Consider the following 20,368-nt stretch of genomic DNA (forward strand, 5'->3'; position numbering starts at 1 on the left):
ACATGCTTGTATCCACTATATGAATAATAAAAAAGGATTAGAACACTGTTCTTTGTTATTTGTCGGTCTCCACAACGTATAGGAAGAAGGCCCCTTCAACTAATCTTTATTCTTTTTATTGTTTGGTAGTTCCAGCTCTATGCCAAGGTAATCTTTTGATTTAACAGCTGTTCCCTCTTTAATACTTTGGGTTTTAACATAACCATCACCAAACGTTTCTGTCTTTAATTCTAACAAACTAGACAGTTTTAGAGCATCGCGAAGTGACCAGCCGATTATGTTTGGCATTTTAGGTTTTTCCGTAATCATAATAATATGATCATTCGGCAACAATCGATCTCCTTTTTGTACATTACTTGAAACGACTTTACCTTTACCAACTGACGTTACACGTAAACCCTTTTTCGTCAATTCTTGTTTTAGAGTTTCTGAACTCTTCCCTATGAGTTCTGGGATTTTTATATGTTTTATTTGATCTGATTCTTGTTTATCTGGATCAATGTTTAAATAATGCAAGCCATTCTCCATCACATTTTTAAAAATAAATGCTACCGGGTCAGAACCCCTTTCCAAAGATCCATCTTCTTTTTCACCTAACTTTGGTTGTTTAACAGATACATACATCATTAATTGAGGGTCATCAATGGGTGCCATTCCTAAAAAGGAAAAAATATAATTTTCTCTACCTGTTAAATAACCACCTTTAGGATTAGGAATTTGCGCTGTCCCTGTTTTTCCACCAACTTTATAGCTCTTTAATCGGTAATCTTTACCAGTTGCGTGTTCTCCATTAACTGCCTGATCCAGAAGCTTAAGCACTTGTTGAGACGTTTCTTTAGAAATGGGTTCACCAACCACATCCGGTTTTTTTTCTTTTGTTGGCTTCTCTGTATTAGAACTTGTAATCTTATTAATAATATAAGGCTTTACCATTTTTCCATCGTTGGCAATAGCAGTGGCCGCCTTCATTTGCTGCATTGGAGTCATGGTTGTACCTTGACCAAATGCTGTAGTTAACTTTTCTGCTGGCCAATTATATAATATTTTGCCAATCACTTCATTTGGTAGATCAATATTTGTCTTTTGATCGAAATGAAAGGCTTTTAAATACTCAAGATATTTATCAGATCCGATTTTTTCCCACACAAGTTTAGACGCGGCGACATTAGAAGAACGCTCAAACCCTTCATTGTATGAAATAGGTCCCCAACCATTTCCACCATTATGATCATTAATAGGTGTTATTTGCTCATTGGGTTGATAGCGACCTGACTTATATGCTTCCGTTCCATTATAAACGCCTTCTTCTATCGCAGCCGCCCAAGTAAACATTTTCATTGTAGATCCAGGCTCAAATGGTGTCGATACAACATCATTATACCAATTTTCTACATTTTTAGGGTTATTTGGGTTATAACTTGGACGATTTCCCATTGCTATAACCTCTCCAGTCTTAGGATTCATCACTACTGCTGAAATACGTTCAGGTTCGTATTTCTTCTCAACTTGAGTTAAGGTATCTTCTAGTAAGGTCTGTATTTTTTGGTCGATCGTTAAATAGATATTTCCGCCATCCTCATTTTTCTTTACTATTTCTTTTGGATCAAGTAGTTTCTTATTATATTTATCACGTTGAAAAGCAATGTAACCATCTTCCCCACTTAAATGTTTATCCATTTCTTTCTCAATTCCCGTAACACCTTGCATTTTTTGCTTTGTAGTACTTTCTTGCTTATCCTTTACGTCCATCTCTTTCGCAAAACCAATTATTTGGGACGCAAAGGTGCCGTTCGGGTATGAGCGAACAGACTCTTCCCTGAAAAGAATCCCTGGCAAATGAAGTTCCTCAATTTCCTCTTTCTTTTGTAAAGACAAATCTCTACCTTTCTTACCAAATTCAACTTGGAAGCGATCGTTATCTATCCCTTCCTGCAAGCGAGCTAGTATGTCTTTTTCCTCCATATCTAATAGAGGAGCTAATTTTTTTGCTGTTTTCTCTGTTTCCTTAACATGTCTTGGTTCTTCTGCCCCATCAGAATATGTTTCATCGACTATTGCGTACATTCTATAGCTTGTTTGATCGTAGGCAAGTGTCATTCCGTTGTTATCAAATATCTTCCCGCGCTCTGCTGGGAGTTCATACGATGTTGTTCGTTGCTTATCAGCCCATGCTTCTAAAGAAACCCCATCAATTTCCGCAGTAGCTTGTATATAAAGAAATCTTCCTGATAATGTTAAAAATATACCCACAAAAAGAATGATAAAAATACCTGCCATAAAATGCGTTGTTTTGTTTTTCCTCATAACCTATCTATTCTCCTTGAATAATTATTCATCGATAGATTTTGCTTGCTTCACTTTTGCATCTTGAACTTGAAAACCGTTTTTCTTAGCAATGTCAATGATGCGCTCTGGTCGGCTTAACGAATTAATTTCATCTTTTAATAAATCATTCTCAGATTGTTGTACTTTTACTTTATTCTCTAGCTCTTGCATCTCGCGATTAATCGAGTCTGTGGATGAAGTAAATGAAACCATGTAGATACTGGCCGCTATAATAATTAGCCCAATAAGACTGTAAATGATTTTTTCACCTTTTGTTATCCAACCTTGCTTGGTAACTTTTACTGGAACCGATTGTTCCTGGGTCTTTTGCGGTTTTAGTTGCTCCCAGCTTCTTGCATGATTTGCACTCATTATTTTCTCCACCCTTCTTTATAAGTAAAATCGTCTTTCCATTCGGCTACTTTTTCAGCAACTCGAAGCTTAGCAGATCGTGATCTTCTATTTACATCCAGTTCATTCTCTGTTGCAACAATTGGTTTTCTTGTAACTAAACGAAAAGGAGCTTCATTTTCTTTTGGTAAAACTGGTAAATTACGTGGAGTTTCTTTGTCTGTACTCCATTTTTTAAAAGCTTGCTTACAAAGTCTATCCTCTAAAGAATGGAAAGTAATAACTGCTATTCGTCCGTTTATTCCTGTTACTTTTGCCGCTTGATGAAGGGCATCATTAAATACACCTAGTTCATCATTGACGGCAATTCTTAATGCTTGAAACACCCGTTTAGCTGGATGGCCGCCTTTACGTCGTGCGGGGGCAGGAATTGCTTCCTTAATTATTTCTACTAATTGATATGTCGTCTCAATCGGCGCTTTTTTTCTATGTTCTTCTATTTTTCTGGCGATTTGCTTAGAAAACTTTTCCTCTCCGTATTGAAAGAAAATCTTCACTAAAGCTTGATAATCCCAATAATTAACTACAAAATAAGCGTCAAGTTTTTGCTGTTGATTCATTCGCATGTCTAACTTAGCGTTATGTTGATAACTAAAACCGCGATCTCCTTTATCGAGCTGTGGTGAAGATACACCCAAATCAAATAAGACTCCATCTACTTTGTGAATATTTTCTTTTGATAATACAACCTCTAGTTCACTAAAATTAGCATGAATAAATCTTATACGTTCCTTATAAGACTGCAAACGACTTTTTGCTGCCTGTAATGCATGGATATCTTGATCAAAACCAAGTAACAAACCATCTTGATTTAACATGGAAGCTATCACTTCTGCATGTCCACCGCCACCTAGTGTACAATCTACATACACCCCATCTGGTTTAATGGCAAGGCCTTCTATGGTCTCATTTTTTAAAACACTTTTATGATCAAACATATAAACACCCTGTTCCCTTTCAAGCAAGCTAGTGTGTTAGTCCATTTTATCGCTAAAAGAACTAGCACAATTGCTTTAGATATCAAAATCCATTAAATTCTCAGCGATTTCAGCGAAAGATTCTTCAGAGTCTGTAACGTAAGATTCCCACTGTTCACTGGACCATATTTCTATGCGATTCGAAACACCAATAACAACACATTCTTTTTCAATGCCTGCATAGTTTCGTAATGATTGTGGAATATTTATTCTTCCCTGTTTATCAATTTCACATTCTACTGCGCCAGAAAAGAAGAACCTTGTAAACGCTCTGGCATCTTTTTTCGTTAGTGGGAGTTTTTTTAATTTTTCTTCTAATATGCTCCATTCTTCCATGGGGTACACAAATAAACATTGATCCAGCCCTCGGGTCACAACAAAGCTATCTCCAAGCTGGTCTCGAAACTTGGAAGGAACAATTATTCTTCCTTTTGCATCAATGTTATGTTGGAATTCACCCATAAACATATAGTCCGCCCACCTTCGTATACCCTATATTACCACATCCCCCCACTATTCACCACCAATTTTTTTATTATTGCTTTAGTTAGCTTGAAAATGGACATTTATACCTATTTAAAAGAACAAAGAAAAGACTGCCATAATAATAATGACAGCCTTTTTACATACAATTTATTTCAAGTGGGAGAAAGTAGCGCTTCAAAGCTAAGAACAAGCCCCTCTCCACAACATAGAATGTAAACTTATCTTTGGCCCCTTGAACGAATAACTTAAAGGTAAACAAGATAGTGGGAATTGTTAAAGGAATATGTATACTGTAACAATCGGTTTGTGAATGACATACCATACATATTTAACCAAGGAAGAGGATTCCAAATACGTTCTTGTAATCCATTTTCTGGGTGGAGCGTACATTCCAGTAAATCAAATGTGGCTAAATCATTTTGATACTGTAATTGCAGTTCCTTTATTAAGCGATTTTCTAAATATTGGATATGATTTTGAATATAGTCCAAATTCTTATTAGCTAACGCCCCTAAATCACTCCTCATAGAAGCAGCTAGATGACGCATGGGAGCATGAACTTTAGTTATTTGTTCTTGTACTTCCTGAGTAATTGTTTTTATGGAAGGATACGATGTTGTTGCTAGCCACTTCTCTTTTACTTCACGCACACCTTCATTAATCACTTGTTCTGCACTTAGTTGACAATGGGATAATAATTTATCAGTCGTACGATCAATAATGGATAAAGATAGCCTAGGTACCACTGGCGGCATTTTCATTTGCAAGTGATGAAATGCTGTCTTCAATGTAGACCAATAGCTTATTTCACCAGGTCCTGCTATAAATGCAAGGTTTGGAAATAATTTTTCTTGCATTAAGGGACGAGTAACTACATTATTATTTAATTTTTCTGGCGTATCTTTAGCAATTTGCTTTAGTTGTTCCGTTGTAAAATATATACTGTTCTGTTTGTTCGTCCATCCTTTTTCCTTCGATCGTTGCAACAATATGCGCTCACCATTCTCATAATAGAACAGATGGCCATCTACGGGTGTCGCAGATAGACCTACGGTGTAGCCTAAAGATTGTAATTGATCTAAGGAATCGCACACTGCTTTACTTATCTCTGGTTGACTTTCCACCATTTCCACAAAGTAATCACTTTCTAACTGGCGTACAGACTTATTTCCAGAATCGATTAGTACTACCCCTTCTTTAGGAAATAGACAGAAAATAAGTTTAGCAAAGAAATCAACAAACGTATGTGAAGATGATAAGCAGCTAATTATTTCATGGTACAACGTTTTTGTATGATTCGTCTCGCTTAATTGTTCAAATAATTTATCCAACCACTGCTTCAGTTTCGCGTGTTCCATTTCCATATCCGTTAAAGATGTTTTGGTTTGCACATGTTGCTTTAATATATTTTTTTGTATTTGATGTTCTTTACACATATAAACATGATTCACTTCTGCAAAATCATGATCTTCCCCTGCTATCCAAAAAACAGGTATGACTGGTACGCCTAACTCCGCTTCCTGTTCCCTTGCTAGCTGAATAATTGAAATTAGTTTATTAATCGTATATAGCGGCCCTGTTAGGAGACCAGCTTGCTGCCCACCGATAACGGTCACAGCTTGTGACTGACGTAATCTTTGAATGTTTTTCTGCGTGCTTTCAGGAGCTTGCCATTGTTTGTTTATGGACTGTAAAACATCACATAACTCCTGACGCTTATAAACGTTTTTTTGCAGATCATGATACCTATGCTTCCATTCACCGAATGCAGCGTAATCAAAAAACGAATGAATACTCGCCTCATTATTACGATAATCTTTCATTAAATTACTTTGTTGCTTTAAATTTATAGGTTCGATCCGCATCGATTCAAGCTCCTTTATATGTAATCTCCTCCATGTATTGTACATAATAATTTTAAAAATTTCATGCGATCTGTTCGAGCTTGATTCAGAAGTCTATTTGAACAAGCCATAGAAAATATAGAATTTCTATGGTTAACAGTATGAGCAAGACAATGGCGCTTCATCGCCATAAAACTTGGCAATAGCCAAGTTTTTCTAATGGTATCAACTTAAAAGCTCATTATTTCCTACACAGAAAAAAAGATACGTTGTATGATCCCTGTAACAATTAACAGTCCATATAACGTAATAAACAGTAAAAACATCAGTCGCCAAACTATTCTAATAGCTTTACTTAAAAGGACTTCCGTTCTCTTCTTCCACTGGAAAATAAGAACACCCACCAAAAGGAGTAGCAAAAGAATAATAATAGCAGCCGTCAACGACATGCCTATAACCATGTCTATCATTAATGTTACAGCTATCAAGTATAAAGGTGTAGTTACATATACTGCCAGATGAAAAGATTTGATTTTTTGCTCTGTTAACTTATAACTACAAACATACACAATCCATGTCGCTAAAAAAGGTAGAGAAATAAAAAAAGCAATAATATACATTATTCCATTCAACATAATATTCTTTCCTCCAATATACCACTGCTGTTATTATACTAATAGAAGTACTTTAAATCTATTTTATAAATAAGAACAGAAATGTGTTCAACAAACATGAATGCGCTTCACTTTATTTTCATCTTTACTTTTTTTATATTATAATAAATTCATAGAAAAACAAAAATAATTCTATAAAAACTGGGCTTACACCAAGACATTATGGTGGAACTTGTAGGTTTTTCTTATACTATAGGTGCGAAGTTTTAAACTTTTATATAGTGTAAAAAGGGAATTATTTTATTTGCAAGGGGGTAGAAAGATGGACAAAGTGAAAGTTGAAAAGCTTTTGATCAATTATAAGACATTGGAGAAGTTTAAACATTTTAAAGAGTACGGCAATCAAGAATTATCTATGTTAGAAGATTTGGAGAACAATTTGGTGGAAAACCAAAGTGATTCACCTTTTTACGGAATTTATATTGGCGACAGTATAATTGCTCGTATGAGCCTCTATAGAGTCAATCGAAAGTATGACTTTTATTTTGACCCACCTCAAGATTATCTAACTTTGTGGAAATTAGAAGTTCTTCCAGAATACCAAGGAAAAGGATATGGCAAAGCGTTAGTAGATTTTGCGAAAAGTTATCAATTACCAATAAAAACAAACCCTAGAATTAACTCTCATGCCTTTTGGGAAAAAATGGGCTTTCAAAAGGCGCAGTACAAAATGGAACGAGATTTGGGAGAAAATCCACTGATTTGGATGCCAGCAGGTGTGAAAGAAAACCACATAAAGGAGCAAGATGAAGCTTAGAAAAACGTGGCTTACCGCCAAATCTTTATGGCGGAAGCTGTAGTTTTTCTTATACTATAAACCCTAAAATCTTTATACTTTCCTATAGTGCTTGTAAAGAACTAGAGACATGAATTATCTTGCATTCATGTCTTCGTTCCTTTTTCCAGTTGTACATAATGGAATATAGATGATGCCAAATAGAGGCCATTCACTCTTGGTTAGGCTTTTCAGTAACAACAGATTTCAATAAGGCAGCCATCTCTTGCCATGCCTTTTCATAGCGAAGCAAAATGTATTTTAATTCCTCGTTTTCTTTCAGTAGTTTTTTTAGATGTAATTCATGTTCATTCAGATGCTCCGATGCAATCTGTTCATTCCCAGCTTTAATTCTTTCTAATAGCGAAATGACAGTTTGAAGCGGATCTTGGTTCCCTGCTTCTGGAACAGGCCAGCTATAATTAATATTTTCACTCTTACGCTCTTCTTTTGCTCGTTGAACCTCATTTTGATATTGTTTTCGAATTGTTGCATTCCATCTAAATCCACAGGCTGCAGGAGTTCTAGACAGTCTATGAGCTACTTCCCTAAATGCTTCCAACTGGGTCTTTCCTTCTTTTATATAACGTAGAACGGTTTCTGCTAATAGGACATCCTCATCTTTCGTCCATGCGTCTTGCCTTGTAACATTCATAACACCCCTCCTTATACATTTGCTATCAATGTATGCAAAAACTAGGAGTGGTAGAATAAAAGGTTTGTGTTTTTCTTTAAAAAATTGCCCATACTTTTCTCTAAAACATCATTTCTACGCAAGTGAAGCTACAATTACAAAAGCTATAATCCTTTCCATAGATAATAAACTAGGCACATGAAAATATTAGAAAACTTGGCTTCTCCCCAAGTCTAATGGTGAAAGCCTTTATTTTTCTTATACTATAACCGACCAAAAAAATTTTATACGTTCCTATAGTGGAACAAATAACATGTAACAGATACGTTTATTATATTCCAGGTAGATTAAAAGGCAAGCCACGTTTGTGACCTGCCCCAAACTTACAATGCATATGAAATGAAAAAGATCCAAGAATTATAAAGTTTCTCAGATCTTTGACTCAACATGTTAGAATTACATTTTATTATTGACTGACTACTTCTTTACCATCGTAGTGACCACATGCTTTACAAACGTGGTGCGGTTTCGTCAACTCCCCACAATTTGAACATTCTACCATGCCAGGCACATGTAATTTTTTATGCGTACGACGTTGGTTTTTCACCTTTTTTGAAGTTCTTCTTTTAGGTACTGCCATGACTTACACCTCCTTCATAGAAAGATAAGATAAACTTAATCGTTCTTCTCATCTTTATTAAACAATGATTCCAATTTCCTAAAACGCTCATCTATTGATTTTGCGTTATTTTGTTTGGAAGTAAATTGCCAGCCTTTACCTTCTGTTATATAATCAGGTCGACTGTTTTCTTCCTCTGAAAATACGCGATACGGAACCTCTAGCAAGATATTTTCCTTAATTAACGGGGTTAAATCAAGCACCTCTCCATCAATTGGGTGAATTTCAGCTTCGATTTCAGCTTCCGATCTATATAACGACGTTGTAAATACTTCATCTGTTTGGATAGCAAACGGATAATGAACATCTTCTAACGTTCGGGCACACGGAAGCACCATTTCACCGTGAATACGTAAGGAAAAAATAATATTATCTCCTTGAAAAAAACACGTTCCTTGAACTTCTACTTCGCCAATATGACGAATATCGTTGTTCATCTCTTCCAATTCGGAAACATCTTCCGTTTCTGAAAAAGTAAAAGGTTCCTTATAAGCATTCTTCTTTAATTGAGCTAACGCAAATTTCATAGTTCTCACCTCAAGGCAACAAGAGTAATTTTAAAAGAAAAACATGATTTTGTCAACATATTCTCTTTACACATTTCCTATCTTACCCAATTCTATTCCACTATAACATATAGATAAACAAGACACACACTTATCATTGAAACTGTATGTATCAAGTTTTTCTCTACATAGTTATAACCCCATTGTTTTGCGTTATAGATAAAGTATAAGATTTTTAAGAAAAACCATGCATGCAAAATGCAGCTAGCTTAATAATATCAACTGCACTATTAATTACTGGCCTGTTTTTTCACAAACCTAGAACCTGGTATTCCTTTGTTTCATTCATATAACCTTATGAATGAATTCCATGAGAAGGACTCTGTCAAAATGTGTTTGCCAGCTAAGCATACGTTTTATAATGAAGCATCTTCTCTTTTTCCGCTAACAATTAGTCTTCATATCAGACAGGGAAATATTTATATATATTAAAATTCCTTTCATGTTCAATTAGCTTTTCTAATACACCGATTTCATGCATGCACATATCATCCTATTCTGATACAATTAAAATTAACTTAAATCCTTTAAGATTTTAACAATGAAACAAATGGTTGATAATGCATATTGTACGTATTTAAACAGATAGTTAAGAACTATTTTAGGAGTTGATAAAATGAACGCATGCGGATTAATTGTTGAATACAATCCTTTTCATAATGGACATGTTTATCACGTACAACATGCAAAAAAACTAGCTAAAACAGATTGTATCATCGCTGTTATGAGTGGTTCGTTCTTACAGCGTGGAGAGCCAGCAATGATAGATAAATTTCATCGAGCAAAAGCTGCCCTAGGAGAAGGCGTTGATATTGTAATCGAACTTCCTTACACTTTCGCCGTTCAAAGCAGTGAGTTGTTCGCGAAAGGGGCAGTCCTTGCACTCCATGCTCTACAAGTTTCCAGTATTTGTTTTGGCAGTGAATCAGGAGACATTAACCATTTCAAAGAAAGTTACCAAAAGCTAACGAAACATATCGATACATACCAAGCGGCACTTAAACAGAATTTGAATAGAGGGTTAGCTTTTCCTGAAGCAAGTAAAAAAGCGTATGAAATAATTGGGCTTTCTTCTATGAATTTAACTCAACCAAATAATATACTAGGCTTTAGCTATTTGAAAACAATTTATGACTATCATTTACCTATTCAACCACTGACCATTCAAAGAACGCAAAGTGGTTATCATGATAAAACCATTCATGGATCCATTGCAAGTGCTACGAGTATTCGAGAAGCCATACAAAAAGAAGGTTCGATCTCTGCATCTATTCGCAATACCATCCCGCAAACAACGTATGAACAGTTAATTGCTTATAAACGAACAGCTTCTACTTGGCATACATGGGAAGCATATTTCTCTTTGCTTCACTATCGTGTTTCTACGATGAGCGTCCAAGAACTTTCTTTAATCCAAGGTGTAGACGAGGGGCTAGAGTATCGCATTAAAAAAACCGCGAAACATGCCCATACATTTCAAGATTGGATGGAAAAGCTAAAAACAAAAAGGTATACATGGACACGTTTACAACGCATGTGTGTACATATCTTAACCAACACAAAAAAAAGTGACATAGAAGCGTTAAATGATTTAACTGCGATACCGTATGTACGTATTCTCGGCTTTACAAAACAAGGACAAAAATACTTGCATGAGCGAAAAAAGACCTTGATAACGCCTATTATCCATCAAATGAGCCGGAACATGCATCCAATGCTACAAATGGAAGAAAAAGCAAGCAATGCCTATTATAGTATTTTGCCCATAGCGACAAAACAAAATTTGCTCAAGCAAGAGCGCTCCCCTCTATCTAGCTAAGATTAGAAAGACTTAGCTTATCACCAAATTTTTATAGTGGAACCTTTCCTGGAAATTTCTTGAATAAAACAAAAGACCTACCCTTCAAACATACTCGGGGGCAGGTCTTTTCACTATTTTAATTCTTCTAAATAAGTAATCGCGTCCTTAAACGTGTCTACTGGAACAATTTCCATATCCGTTTCAATTTCTTTTGCTTTTTCTAAAGCAATTTGATAATTGGACCCTTCTTTTCCTTGTTCGTTAGGAGCGAAAAATATATCTACCCCTTCCCTATCTGCAGCAACTACTTTTTTATCAATCCCGCCAATGCGATACACATTGCCGTCATAATCAATTTCTCCAGTACCTGCAATTTCATAACCGTGTGTGATGTCCTCTTCTGTCAATTGATCATAAATTTCCAATGCAAACATTAAACCAGCACTAGGACCACCAATCTGGCCACTAGAGAACTTCACTTCTGGATCAACAGAAACAGCCCGATCTGTTACTAACTGAATGCCAATGCCAGGTTTATTATCTAAATCTTTTAATGCTTCTAAAGTAATTGATTCCGTCATCGTTTTTTCTTCACGGACAAATTTAACAGTTATACTGTCACCAACTTGCTTCGTTCCAATATAATCGAGCAAATCATCAGCTTGGTTCACCTTTTTATCGTCTATCCCTATAATGCGATCGCCCATCTCTAACTTACCTTCTGCCGGCATGCTTTCTACAACCATTGCAACATATACCCCGTTAAAATCAATGGAAATCTCCTTATCCGCTGATTGGTAGGCTACTACCGTGGAAGCCTCTTGAGAATTTTCCATCATTTGTAACTGTACATGCATATATTCATCATCTGTGATCCCTTCAGGAAATACTTCATCAATTGGTAGCACATCATGATGAGGTAATATTTTCGCCAAAAGAAACTGCATAGGGGTAGCTTTAGCACCACTAACTGTTACTAAATGCATATCTCCTTCACTAGCAAAACCATCTTCAACTTCAACAATCGGGTTGAGGGCATCAGCTCCGCCAGGTTTGTAAATATAATACGGTAATTGAAATATTGCTAAAAAATAAACTGCTACGACAACCAACAATATATGTATAATATACTTTTTTTTCATTATCTTCCCTCCGCATACGAATTCTTACCCTAACATAGTGATATCTAACATCCACTCCAAATATGTATGCGTTATATCACACCATGCTACAATTCTCTTCCATAGACTTTCTCCTTAAACGCAAGATAATCACTCAACTAAAAACTCAGATCTTTACCCCGACTTTTAAAAACAATTTCAAAGGCAATATTACATCACTTATGAAAGTATTGGCATAAAATCAGGATACTAAAGCGTATATTTAAGTATACTCGTATTTGAAAAACTTTCTTACCGCTAATTCTTTATGAAGGAAGCTACCGTTTTTCTTATATTACAACCCTTAAAACTTTCTGCTTTTTATAGTCCTAGATTGTAAAATTAAGCGAGACACCAAAAAAGACATGTCATGATATACTCAACGAATAACCAACCAAAGTTAAGGAGAGTGTATCTGACATGTCCTACACCCATCTTACCAAAACAGAACTGGTATTCATAGAGGAATATCATGAATTCGGCCTTTCTGGTCGAAAAATTGCCAATAAATTAAAGCGCGGCCATGAAGCTGTTTATCGTGTTATTAGACAACTGAAAGAAGGACTTACTGCGATAGACGTTTATCTACAATATCAAGCGAATAAAGCGACATGTGGTCGTAAAAAGATTCAATTAACACCTAACGAAAAAGCCTATATTCATGAAAAAGTCCGCGATGGCTGGACGCCTGATGTAATAATCGGACGAAACGAAAAGACTATCTCCTGCAGCATGCGCACGCTTTATCGAAAGTTTTCATCAGGCGAATTTAACCAAAATGATTTACCTATGCAAGGCAAACGCAAACCAAATGGTCACCAGGAAAGAAGAGGAAAACAAAAATTTCGCCGCACCATCCTTGATCGTGATCACGATCACCCAAATTACAAGAAAGAATTTGGTCATCTAGAAGGAGATACCATTGTGGGACGTCATCACAAGAGCGCTGTCATCACGCTTGTTGAGCGTTTAACAAAATGCATCATCGCAATTAAACCAGCTGGTAGACAGGCAACCAATATTGAAACATCGCTCAATCAATGGTTTGAGCGATTACCAAAACACTTATTTAAGTCCATTATCTTTGACTGCGGGAAAGAGTTTTCCAATTGGAAATCCATCAGCAATGAACAAGATGTTGATATTTATTTTGCAGATCCTGGAACGCCATCCCAAAGGGGGCTAAATGAGCATTCCAACGGTCTTCTGAGAAAGAATGGGCTACCAAAAGAAATGGACTTTAATCCTGTGTCACAAGAGTATATTTCTGAGGTTGCACTCCGAAGGAATAACATACCAAGGAAATCATTGAAATACAAAACACCAATGGAGTGTTTCATAGATTATGTCGGTCAGGATTTTGATAAAAGCATGTTGTCTCGCTTAATTTGACAAATCAAAAGTACAAAAAACCGAGTGAACATATTTACACAAGAAACGATATTCCAATTTTACTACTAACATTTAAATAAGTACAGAGTAAGGAAAAAATGGTGGGAGGCACTACTTTTGGCACAAATATTAAAAACAATCCTTTATTCTATTACCACTATATTTATTGCCATATCTTTAATAAGATTTCCAGATCAATCATTGGAAGCAAGTATTCGTGGATTAAATCTTTGGTGGGAGGTCGTGTTCCCTTCGCTACTCCCCTTTTTCATCATCGCTGAATTGCTAATTAGTTTTGGTGTCGTTCAATTCATAGGTGTTTTATTCGAGCCAGTTATGCGCCCTTTGTTTAACGTACCTGGTACAGGCAGTTTCGGTTGGTTTATGGGCATGGCTAGCGGCTACCCGACAGGAGCCAAAATAGCTACTCGCTTAAGGGAAGAACAACAATTAACAAGAATTGAAGCCGAGAGATTAGTAGCTTTTACAAATGCGTCAAGCCCACTATTTATTTTCGCTGCTATTTCTGTAGGTTTTTTTCAAAATGCTTCTTTAGGCGTATTACTTGCAGTATGCCATTATTTGGGTAATACATTTGTCGGAATTTGCATGCGTTTTTATGGAAACAAGAAAGATCGGTCTCATCAAGAAAGGTTAAGTAAAACACCCAACTATTCTATACGTAAAGCTTTTTCAGCTATGCATTGTACGAGATTGGAAGATAAGCGTCCATTGGGAGAAGTTCTAGGTGATGCGGTGGTTCATTCTGTAAAAACGTTAGTAATGGTTGGTGGATTCATCGTATTATTCTCTGTATTAACAAAATTACTCTTTTTAACAGGCATTTCTGCTTTTATCGGTCGGTTTTTAGGAGATTTATTAACTTTCTTTTCCATATCAAGCGATTTTGGTTTACCTATACTTTCTGGACTGTTTGAAATTACCATCGGTGTTCAGAGTATCTCGGTTGTTCAAGATACACTGTTTTTACAAGCAGTTTTAGTCAGTTTTATACTTGGTTTTAACGGTTTTTCTGTCCAAGCCCAAGTAGCGAGCATTCTTGCTAAAACAGATATCCGATTTGCCCCATATTTTTTTGCCCGTATTCTTCACGGTCTATTTGCAAGCATATTAACGATTCTTCTGTATAAACCTTTATATATTGACCGAAAAGTTTTTGATATGCAAGTAGTTCCTGTACATCATAATGTACCTGAGAATACATGGAGTGTAATTTTTGAAAATTTAGTAGCCATTGGGCCGTTAGTAACAATCGTTTTTATTGGATTTTCTCTGCTCCTCTTATATAATCGAAGACAAAACTGATTGGAAGCAGGAGGGGGGGAAACAGTCTTCCATTGCGGGAAAAGATTGCATGAAAAAAATTTTTCGGCTTCTATTATTACGCAGGTTGTAATAGTCTCAAAAAATTTGATTTATACGATAGTCTTAGATTTTTTAATTTTCTACAGCGAAAAAAGGGATTCGGTGCTGCTATCTCCTATTTATACTTGTCTAAAGCTCATCTCTCCATTCTCGAAGTGAGCCTTACAGCACCTTATATCCCATGCAAATCACATATAATGAAAATGATTTAGTTGCTTAATAAATACGTAGAATGGTATATTTTTCTATATTACATACTTCCAAAAATTTTGCACTTATACCATTATGTAATTGCTTTTGTTACTCGTAATCCTATCATATATTCAATATTGCAATTTTATTTAAATTTACGAGCTAAAGCTTTCTCAACAACATTAGGAACCATATCACTAACATTCGCGCGGTATTTGGCAACTTCTTTAACAATACTGGAGCTCAAAAAAGAATACTGATTATTCGTCATCATAAAAAAAGTTTCTATGTCTGCATAAAGCTGCCTATTCATCGACGTAATTTGCATTTCATATTCAAAATCACTAACAGCACGCAAGCCACGAATAACAGCTTGAGCATTTTTGGATTTTGCATAATCCATAAGTAAACTACTAGATGAATCTACAGTTACATTGGGTAAATCGCTTGTACAAGCTTTCAACAATTCTATTCTTTCTTCCACCGTAAATAATGGGTCTTTTGATTGATTATTAAATACAGTGACGATAACATGATCAAAAATTTTAGCGCCACGCTGAATAATATCTAGATGTCCATAGGTTACGGGATCAAAACTCCCCGGACAAATCGCCAATCTAGTCAAGATAAGCGCTCCCTTCTATTTAACTTTGTAGATGGTCGTACAAATTGTACCTCCATAACTCGCTTGTTTGACAATGGAAAGACGAGGATGTGCAACAGGTAATTGCTCGGATATATCATGCTCACAATATACCCATGTATTCGTAGTTACCAGGTTCAAGTCCAACATTTTTTGTAACATTTCTTCAAGCTTTACTTTCCCATAAGGAGGATCTAATAGGACTAACTGGAAAGACAACTGACGCTTAGCAGCTGCTTGCAAAGCTCGAAATGCATCCGCACGAAACACTTCAGATCGACTAACGAGATCCAATTTCTGTAGATTTTCATTTATAATATGTATCGCTTGTGGTGATTTATCCACAAAAATCGTTCGATCTATCCCTCTACTCAATGCTTCTATTCCTAAACCGCCACTTCCAGCAAATAAGTCTAGTGCATTACCACCATCAAAAAAGGGACCCATAATTTGAAAAACGGCTTCCTTCACTTTATCGGTTGTTGGACGAGTCATACGGCCTGGAACTGCCTTTAATTGCCTTCCTTTATGCTCTCCAGCAATTATTCGCATTGCTTCACCTCCACTTTACCATTATTCGACATTTATCCTAACACAAAAATAGGAAAACGAAAAACAATAACAGGGAAACCTAAAAATAATCCACATCATGTATATTATTCAAAGAAACGTCCATACTAATGTAATGAATCAGCTATAAATAACTTTGGCTGTTTCATTAAACGGAGAAGACTTACACTTCCCCATAAGTTCTTCTTCCGGTTTCTCCTCTCCCTTTGCCTTTTTGTTTTCTTTACTAGGAAACAAAGGGACCTGTAGAACTATTTCTGCAGGTTTTTTCTTTTTTAAATCCCCATTTTATAATCGTATTGTTTTGCTTTATCTGGTTTAGCATTTTCAAAGTTTGTTTCTACAAACGGCTTATATGACCTGTCCACCTTAGAAACAAATGCTAGCTTCAGTAGTTTTTTTTCCACTTTTTCTACTTCTTGTTGATTTACATATATAACCGCATATTTCATTTTTTTAGAACTATACAGCAAATGTCCATATCGCTTAATTTGCTTTAAGTTCTTCATATGCTGGAACCAGACGATTAAGCCTTGACGTTCTGCCCGCAATTTTTTCACCTCGCTCCCCTACAGTTAAATCAATAATTTAAAAATCAAACCACGGGTACCCTGGGCTTCCTTAAAGAATTAGCTATGTTTTATATATTTAGCAACAATGAGTGGGGATGAAAGAAGAAGCCCCCCCCTCTCATTGAAGATGCACTTTATACTTCATTTGTTCATGGTATCAGATCCATACGATTATGTTCCTCTACCCATTTAAGAAGCGCAACCACAGCTACCACCACTACCGCAACCACAGCCGCTATCACTTAGAGCCGCTCCATCTTTAGGCACTTTAATTTGTTCACTTACACTATATGCTATATATTGACTGACATCATCTAATAGTTTTTGCAAATTGCGCTCAGCAATTTTAAAGGAAGCGACTTTGTCATTCATATCCATTTCACGCTTTACTCTACGCACTTCCTTCATAATAGAATTATAATCTGGATGATATCTGCCAAACCGTTGTATATCTTCATAATGCTCTTTTATCGAGGAAAAAGCTTGAATGAGCTTCTGTGCCTCTGCATCTGCTTGTAGTTCCTTCTGAGCATGATGATAAGCTTCCATAACATCAGAACCTAAGATCATTTTAGTTAGTTCTTCTGATTGATCTAGGAGTGCTACGTAGTCCATTGTCGCTATCATCCTAACACCTCCTCCTTCATAGTACCATTTTTTATAGTATGTGAAAATATTTAGTCTTTCATTGCTCCAGCGAACTGCATTAACATACTAACCATTTGCATATGCTGATTCACCTTTTCTATTTGTTGAGGAAATGTTTTCCCATAGAACCTTTTTGCTTCTTTTTTCACTTCTGGTAACAGAGAAGGGTCGCGGGATAAATAACGATACCAAACTGGATTCATACGGACAAATTGTAAAAGTTCAGGTTGCTGTTTTAAATAGTCATAACATAACGGATCCATATTTATTCTCCTTAATCACGAAACCATCCCATCCGTTCGTTGGTTGGTTGTTTCGTGTCCTTTGTCTGCTTAAATTGCGAAATTATTTCTTGAATGGTAGATATAGAAGAACTAAATTGCTCCATTTGACGTTGCACCTTTTCTAAATCCATTGATTCTGTCATCTTTAATAGTTGACTAAATAGTTCTTTATTATTTTCATTCGACTGATTATCTTTTGATTTATTTTCAATATTATCTTCATCTGCTTGTTTAAATTTATCCCAGTAAGGATCATCATCACCAAGTAATACCCATTTTTCATATATGTCTTGCCACGGTTTTCCGCTTTTACGGACTTCTTTGATCAATTGTGGGTGCTTATTAATAAATTGCTTAAATGCACTTACAGAAGGGTGTAAATCTTGATCACTCATACATAGTCACCTCTTTTGCATATAGTCATATGTACTAATTAGTTTATGCTATAAGTGAACGCTTGTGATTAACAAGTACTTGCCCCTACTTATATTTATATTGTTTGAAGCATATGATTTTTCTCAAGCCTTGGTTACTATCAACATTACACTGTTCACTTTTAGAAAAACTGAAAGCCTTTGTTTTTCTAAAACTTTAAGTCACTATCGTTGCAGAACAAAGGCGCAAGCGCCCGTTTAGCAACGTAACGAGTGGAACGAATCAACTAAAGTTTTAGGAATCATGCTCCTGCAATAGGAGTATGCCGGCGTCCTCCGGCAAGCTCGGCTTTAGTCGGCCTTCCTATTTAGAACGAACCGATAATGACTTATCGTAGGGCAATGGAGTGAAGAAGGTTGCCTAGTTGCTGGGCGCCGGAGCCGGACGTGGCTAAATAACTTAGTTAGTTTATCTACAGTTGCAAAATTTAATGATTTCCAATAATTTCCTAAACCATAAAAAATGGTTAGGAGCAGTTGGTCATTAGCTCCTAACCGTTTGGTTCTAACAATGTACAATCTAATATTTTTTTGGAATAGCTCCTAACTTACTGCTTACTAAAAAGGTTTAGCCAAAAAATTTTGCGTATAATATAATCGGTATACACCAACACCTAAGTGAGTATATTTATCACTTAACAAAGCTTCTCTATGACCTTTACTATTCAACCAACCTTCCATTGCAGCAGCAGCATCTGGGTATTGCGCTGCAATATTTTCACCTGCTGCGACAAAGGATACTTCTCCTTCCTCTAAACGTTCTTTTAAACCTCTTCCATCTTGACTGGAATGAGAAAAATATTTATTAACAGCCATATCTTTGCTGTGAAAATAGGCAACTTCTCCAACTGATTTTTCCCACTGTAACTTATCTTTATTCCGTTGTTGCCGCATAATATTGGTAATATCTAGCACTTGTTGTTCCATACCGGCTTCTACTTTTTCCCATTCCTCATCAGACAAACTCGGTTTTTCTGGGATTTTACCTCTATATCGCAATTCATATGGTTGATGCTTTAAAAGAGCATCAATGTCAACAATTCGGATAGAAGATAATTGTTGTTGAAAAGTATCAAAATAAAGTTGCATGAAAATAGAGTCAGAAATTTTTACTAATGGTCTCGTTTTTCTATCGTCAGCGCTTAGCTTAAATGTGTAAGAAGCAAGTCCGTCCCGATAATTTACTTCTTCTTTAAATTGAAAATGCTTTTGCACCTTTTCATAACTTTCTCCAATGGCAACAGGTTTGATATTTGTTCCTTTGCCAGTCGCATAAATAGTCTGAATCGTTCCATCTATCAACCCGAATTGAATATATTGGTCCTTATCATTTGTATAAACCCACCACGTGTAACCATAAGCACTTAAATCTTTTCTAACTGGCTCGCCTAATTCTTCTTCTAATTGCTCACTTGATTTGCCATACCATTTAAATATATCACCTTCTAAAGCAATATCGGGTCTATCTTCTGGTACGTCTTTTGTTTTAATCATTTGCTGTTTTTCTTTTACTGTATCACTAATTATTTGCATCGTTTCTTTGGGAGATGTTTCACTACTTTCCAACAAATAAAAACCGACAACAGCGACTACTGCTAAAAGTAAGAGGTTTCGTATAAATCGCATTATTCGCTTCTCCTTTTCATTTTTCATGAAGCTTATAGTAAGGTTTTCAATCTCCATATACTTTGATTACTTACAAGAAAACGGAATGAATTCTGACAACAGATAACACACGAGCACCAACCCTACTATTTAAAAATCACTTTATACGATGTATATGTTGCATCAAATATATCATGCTATTTATTCTAGTATTTTACTGTATCATAATAAAAAAAAGCAATTACGGCAAATATTTATATTGCATCGTGTCTTTTTCATTGAAAGTTGTTATATTTCATACTAATATAGT

At 35.8% G+C, this 20,368-nt stretch carries 21 protein-coding genes; 4 read left to right on the top strand and 17 right to left on the bottom strand.

From position 1 onward, the window contains the following. Window positions 1-99: 99 nt before the first annotated feature. The 6 genes from B2C77_RS12700 to B2C77_RS12725 all read right to left on the bottom strand — a co-directional run bounded on the left by B2C77_RS12700 (window position 100) and on the right by B2C77_RS12725 (window position 6,678). The gene (locus B2C77_RS12700) at window positions 100-2,304 is read right to left on the bottom strand and encodes a penicillin-binding protein (protein WP_077704354.1); all 2,205 of its coding nucleotides are present in this window, start codon (window positions 2,302-2,304) and stop codon (window positions 100-102) included. A 24-nt stretch (window positions 2,305-2,328) separates the two neighbouring features. After that, window positions 2,329-2,697, bottom strand: coding sequence for a cell division protein FtsL (gene ftsL, locus B2C77_RS12705; RefSeq protein WP_073005281.1), 369 nt, complete (start codon window positions 2,695-2,697; stop codon window positions 2,329-2,331). Next, complete coding sequence (gene rsmH / locus B2C77_RS12710) at window positions 2,697-3,674, bottom strand: 16S rRNA (cytosine(1402)-N(4))-methyltransferase RsmH (RefSeq protein ID WP_077704357.1); 978 nt, start codon at window positions 3,672-3,674, stop codon at window positions 2,697-2,699. Before rsmH ends, ftsL begins: the two co-directional genes overlap by 1 nt. 75 nt (window positions 3,675-3,749) lie before the next feature. Next, window positions 3,750-4,181 (bottom strand): division/cell wall cluster transcriptional repressor MraZ, encoded by a 432-nt coding sequence (gene mraZ, locus B2C77_RS12715; protein ID WP_077704360.1) that lies wholly within the window; start codon window positions 4,179-4,181, stop codon window positions 3,750-3,752. Window positions 4,182-4,444: 263 nt separating this feature from the next. Continuing rightward, a complete protein-coding gene (gene bshC, locus B2C77_RS12720) occupies window positions 4,445-6,064 on the bottom strand; it encodes a bacillithiol biosynthesis cysteine-adding enzyme BshC (RefSeq protein ID WP_077704362.1) in 1,620 nt (539 codons plus the stop codon). A gap of 227 nt (window positions 6,065-6,291) precedes the next feature. After that, the gene (locus tag B2C77_RS12725; RefSeq protein WP_077704365.1) at window positions 6,292-6,678 is read right to left on the bottom strand and encodes a DUF3397 domain-containing protein; all 387 of its coding nucleotides are present in this window, start codon (window positions 6,676-6,678) and stop codon (window positions 6,292-6,294) included. Between the two features lie 301 nt (window positions 6,679-6,979). On the opposite strand from B2C77_RS12725, the gene B2C77_RS12730 reads away from it, so the two are divergent. Continuing rightward, window positions 6,980-7,474 (top strand): N-acetyltransferase, encoded by a 495-nt coding sequence (locus B2C77_RS12730; protein ID WP_077704368.1) that lies wholly within the window; start codon window positions 6,980-6,982, stop codon window positions 7,472-7,474. 190 nt (window positions 7,475-7,664) lie between these two features. Here B2C77_RS12730 and B2C77_RS12735 read toward each other — a convergent pair whose 3' ends face one another. From B2C77_RS12735 to B2C77_RS12745, 3 genes are all read right to left on the bottom strand, one after another. Continuing rightward, on the bottom strand, window positions 7,665-8,147 hold the full coding sequence (locus B2C77_RS12735) for an RsfA family transcriptional regulator (protein ID WP_077704371.1): 483 nt from the start codon (window positions 8,145-8,147) through the stop codon (window positions 7,665-7,667). A gap of 445 nt (window positions 8,148-8,592) precedes the next feature. Further along, on the bottom strand, window positions 8,593-8,766 hold the full coding sequence (gene rpmF, locus B2C77_RS12740; RefSeq protein WP_050352640.1) for a 50S ribosomal protein L32: 174 nt from the start codon (window positions 8,764-8,766) through the stop codon (window positions 8,593-8,595). A 35-nt stretch (window positions 8,767-8,801) separates the two neighbouring features. Then, window positions 8,802-9,332, bottom strand: a complete 531-nt coding sequence (locus B2C77_RS12745) for a YceD family protein (protein WP_077704374.1) — start codon at window positions 9,330-9,332, stop codon at window positions 8,802-8,804. A gap of 655 nt (window positions 9,333-9,987) precedes the next feature. Between B2C77_RS12745 and B2C77_RS12750 the strand changes: the two genes are divergently transcribed. Beyond that, on the top strand, window positions 9,988-11,190 hold the full coding sequence (locus B2C77_RS12750) for a nucleotidyltransferase (protein WP_077704376.1): 1,203 nt from the start codon (window positions 9,988-9,990) through the stop codon (window positions 11,188-11,190). A gap of 113 nt (window positions 11,191-11,303) precedes the next feature. Here B2C77_RS12750 and B2C77_RS12755 read toward each other — a convergent pair whose 3' ends face one another. Next, window positions 11,304-12,314 carry a SepM family pheromone-processing serine protease gene (locus tag B2C77_RS12755; protein ID WP_077704379.1) on the bottom strand — a complete coding sequence of 337 codons (1,011 nt, stop codon included), beginning with the start codon at window positions 12,312-12,314 and terminating at the stop codon, window positions 11,304-11,306. A 438-nt stretch (window positions 12,315-12,752) separates the two neighbouring features. Between B2C77_RS12755 and B2C77_RS12760 the strand changes: the two genes are divergently transcribed. After that, complete coding sequence (locus B2C77_RS12760; protein WP_077702006.1) at window positions 12,753-13,724, top strand: IS30 family transposase; 972 nt, start codon at window positions 12,753-12,755, stop codon at window positions 13,722-13,724. A gap of 117 nt (window positions 13,725-13,841) precedes the next feature. Next, a complete protein-coding gene (gene ylbJ / locus B2C77_RS12765) occupies window positions 13,842-15,050 on the top strand; it encodes a sporulation integral membrane protein YlbJ (protein ID WP_077704382.1) in 1,209 nt (402 codons plus the stop codon). A gap of 397 nt (window positions 15,051-15,447) precedes the next feature. Here the strand turns inward: ylbJ and coaD are convergent, their stop codons facing one another. The 7 genes from coaD to B2C77_RS12800 form a co-directional block, all read right to left on the bottom strand. Further along, window positions 15,448-15,927 carry a pantetheine-phosphate adenylyltransferase gene (gene coaD / locus B2C77_RS12770; protein ID WP_077704385.1) on the bottom strand — a complete coding sequence of 160 codons (480 nt, stop codon included), beginning with the start codon at window positions 15,925-15,927 and terminating at the stop codon, window positions 15,448-15,450. Window positions 15,928-15,942: 15 nt separating this feature from the next. Then, the gene (rsmD, locus tag B2C77_RS12775) at window positions 15,943-16,497 is read right to left on the bottom strand and encodes a 16S rRNA (guanine(966)-N(2))-methyltransferase RsmD (RefSeq protein ID WP_077704388.1); all 555 of its coding nucleotides are present in this window, start codon (window positions 16,495-16,497) and stop codon (window positions 15,943-15,945) included. Between the two features lie 293 nt (window positions 16,498-16,790). Further along, complete coding sequence (locus B2C77_RS12780) at window positions 16,791-17,066, bottom strand: YlbG family protein (protein ID WP_073005732.1); 276 nt, start codon at window positions 17,064-17,066, stop codon at window positions 16,791-16,793. A 210-nt stretch (window positions 17,067-17,276) separates the two neighbouring features. Next, a complete protein-coding gene (locus B2C77_RS12785) occupies window positions 17,277-17,714 on the bottom strand; it encodes a YlbF/YmcA family competence regulator (RefSeq protein ID WP_077704391.1) in 438 nt (145 codons plus the stop codon). Between the two features lie 50 nt (window positions 17,715-17,764). Beyond that, a complete protein-coding gene (locus tag B2C77_RS12790; RefSeq protein WP_077704394.1) occupies window positions 17,765-17,998 on the bottom strand; it encodes a YlbE-like family protein in 234 nt (77 codons plus the stop codon). An 11-nt stretch (window positions 17,999-18,009) separates the two neighbouring features. Then, window positions 18,010-18,414 (bottom strand): spore coat protein YlbD, encoded by a 405-nt coding sequence (gene ylbD, locus B2C77_RS12795; protein WP_077704397.1) that lies wholly within the window; start codon window positions 18,412-18,414, stop codon window positions 18,010-18,012. Between the two features lie 597 nt (window positions 18,415-19,011). Then, window positions 19,012-20,079 carry a CAP domain-containing protein gene (locus tag B2C77_RS12800; RefSeq protein WP_077704400.1) on the bottom strand — a complete coding sequence of 356 codons (1,068 nt, stop codon included), beginning with the start codon at window positions 20,077-20,079 and terminating at the stop codon, window positions 19,012-19,014. Window positions 20,080-20,368 lie beyond the last annotated feature (289 nt).

The sequence above is a fragment of the Virgibacillus dokdonensis genome (genome assembly GCF_900166595.1).
GTDB classification, from domain to species: domain Bacteria; phylum Bacillota; class Bacilli; order Bacillales; family Amphibacillaceae; genus Virgibacillus; species Virgibacillus dokdonensis.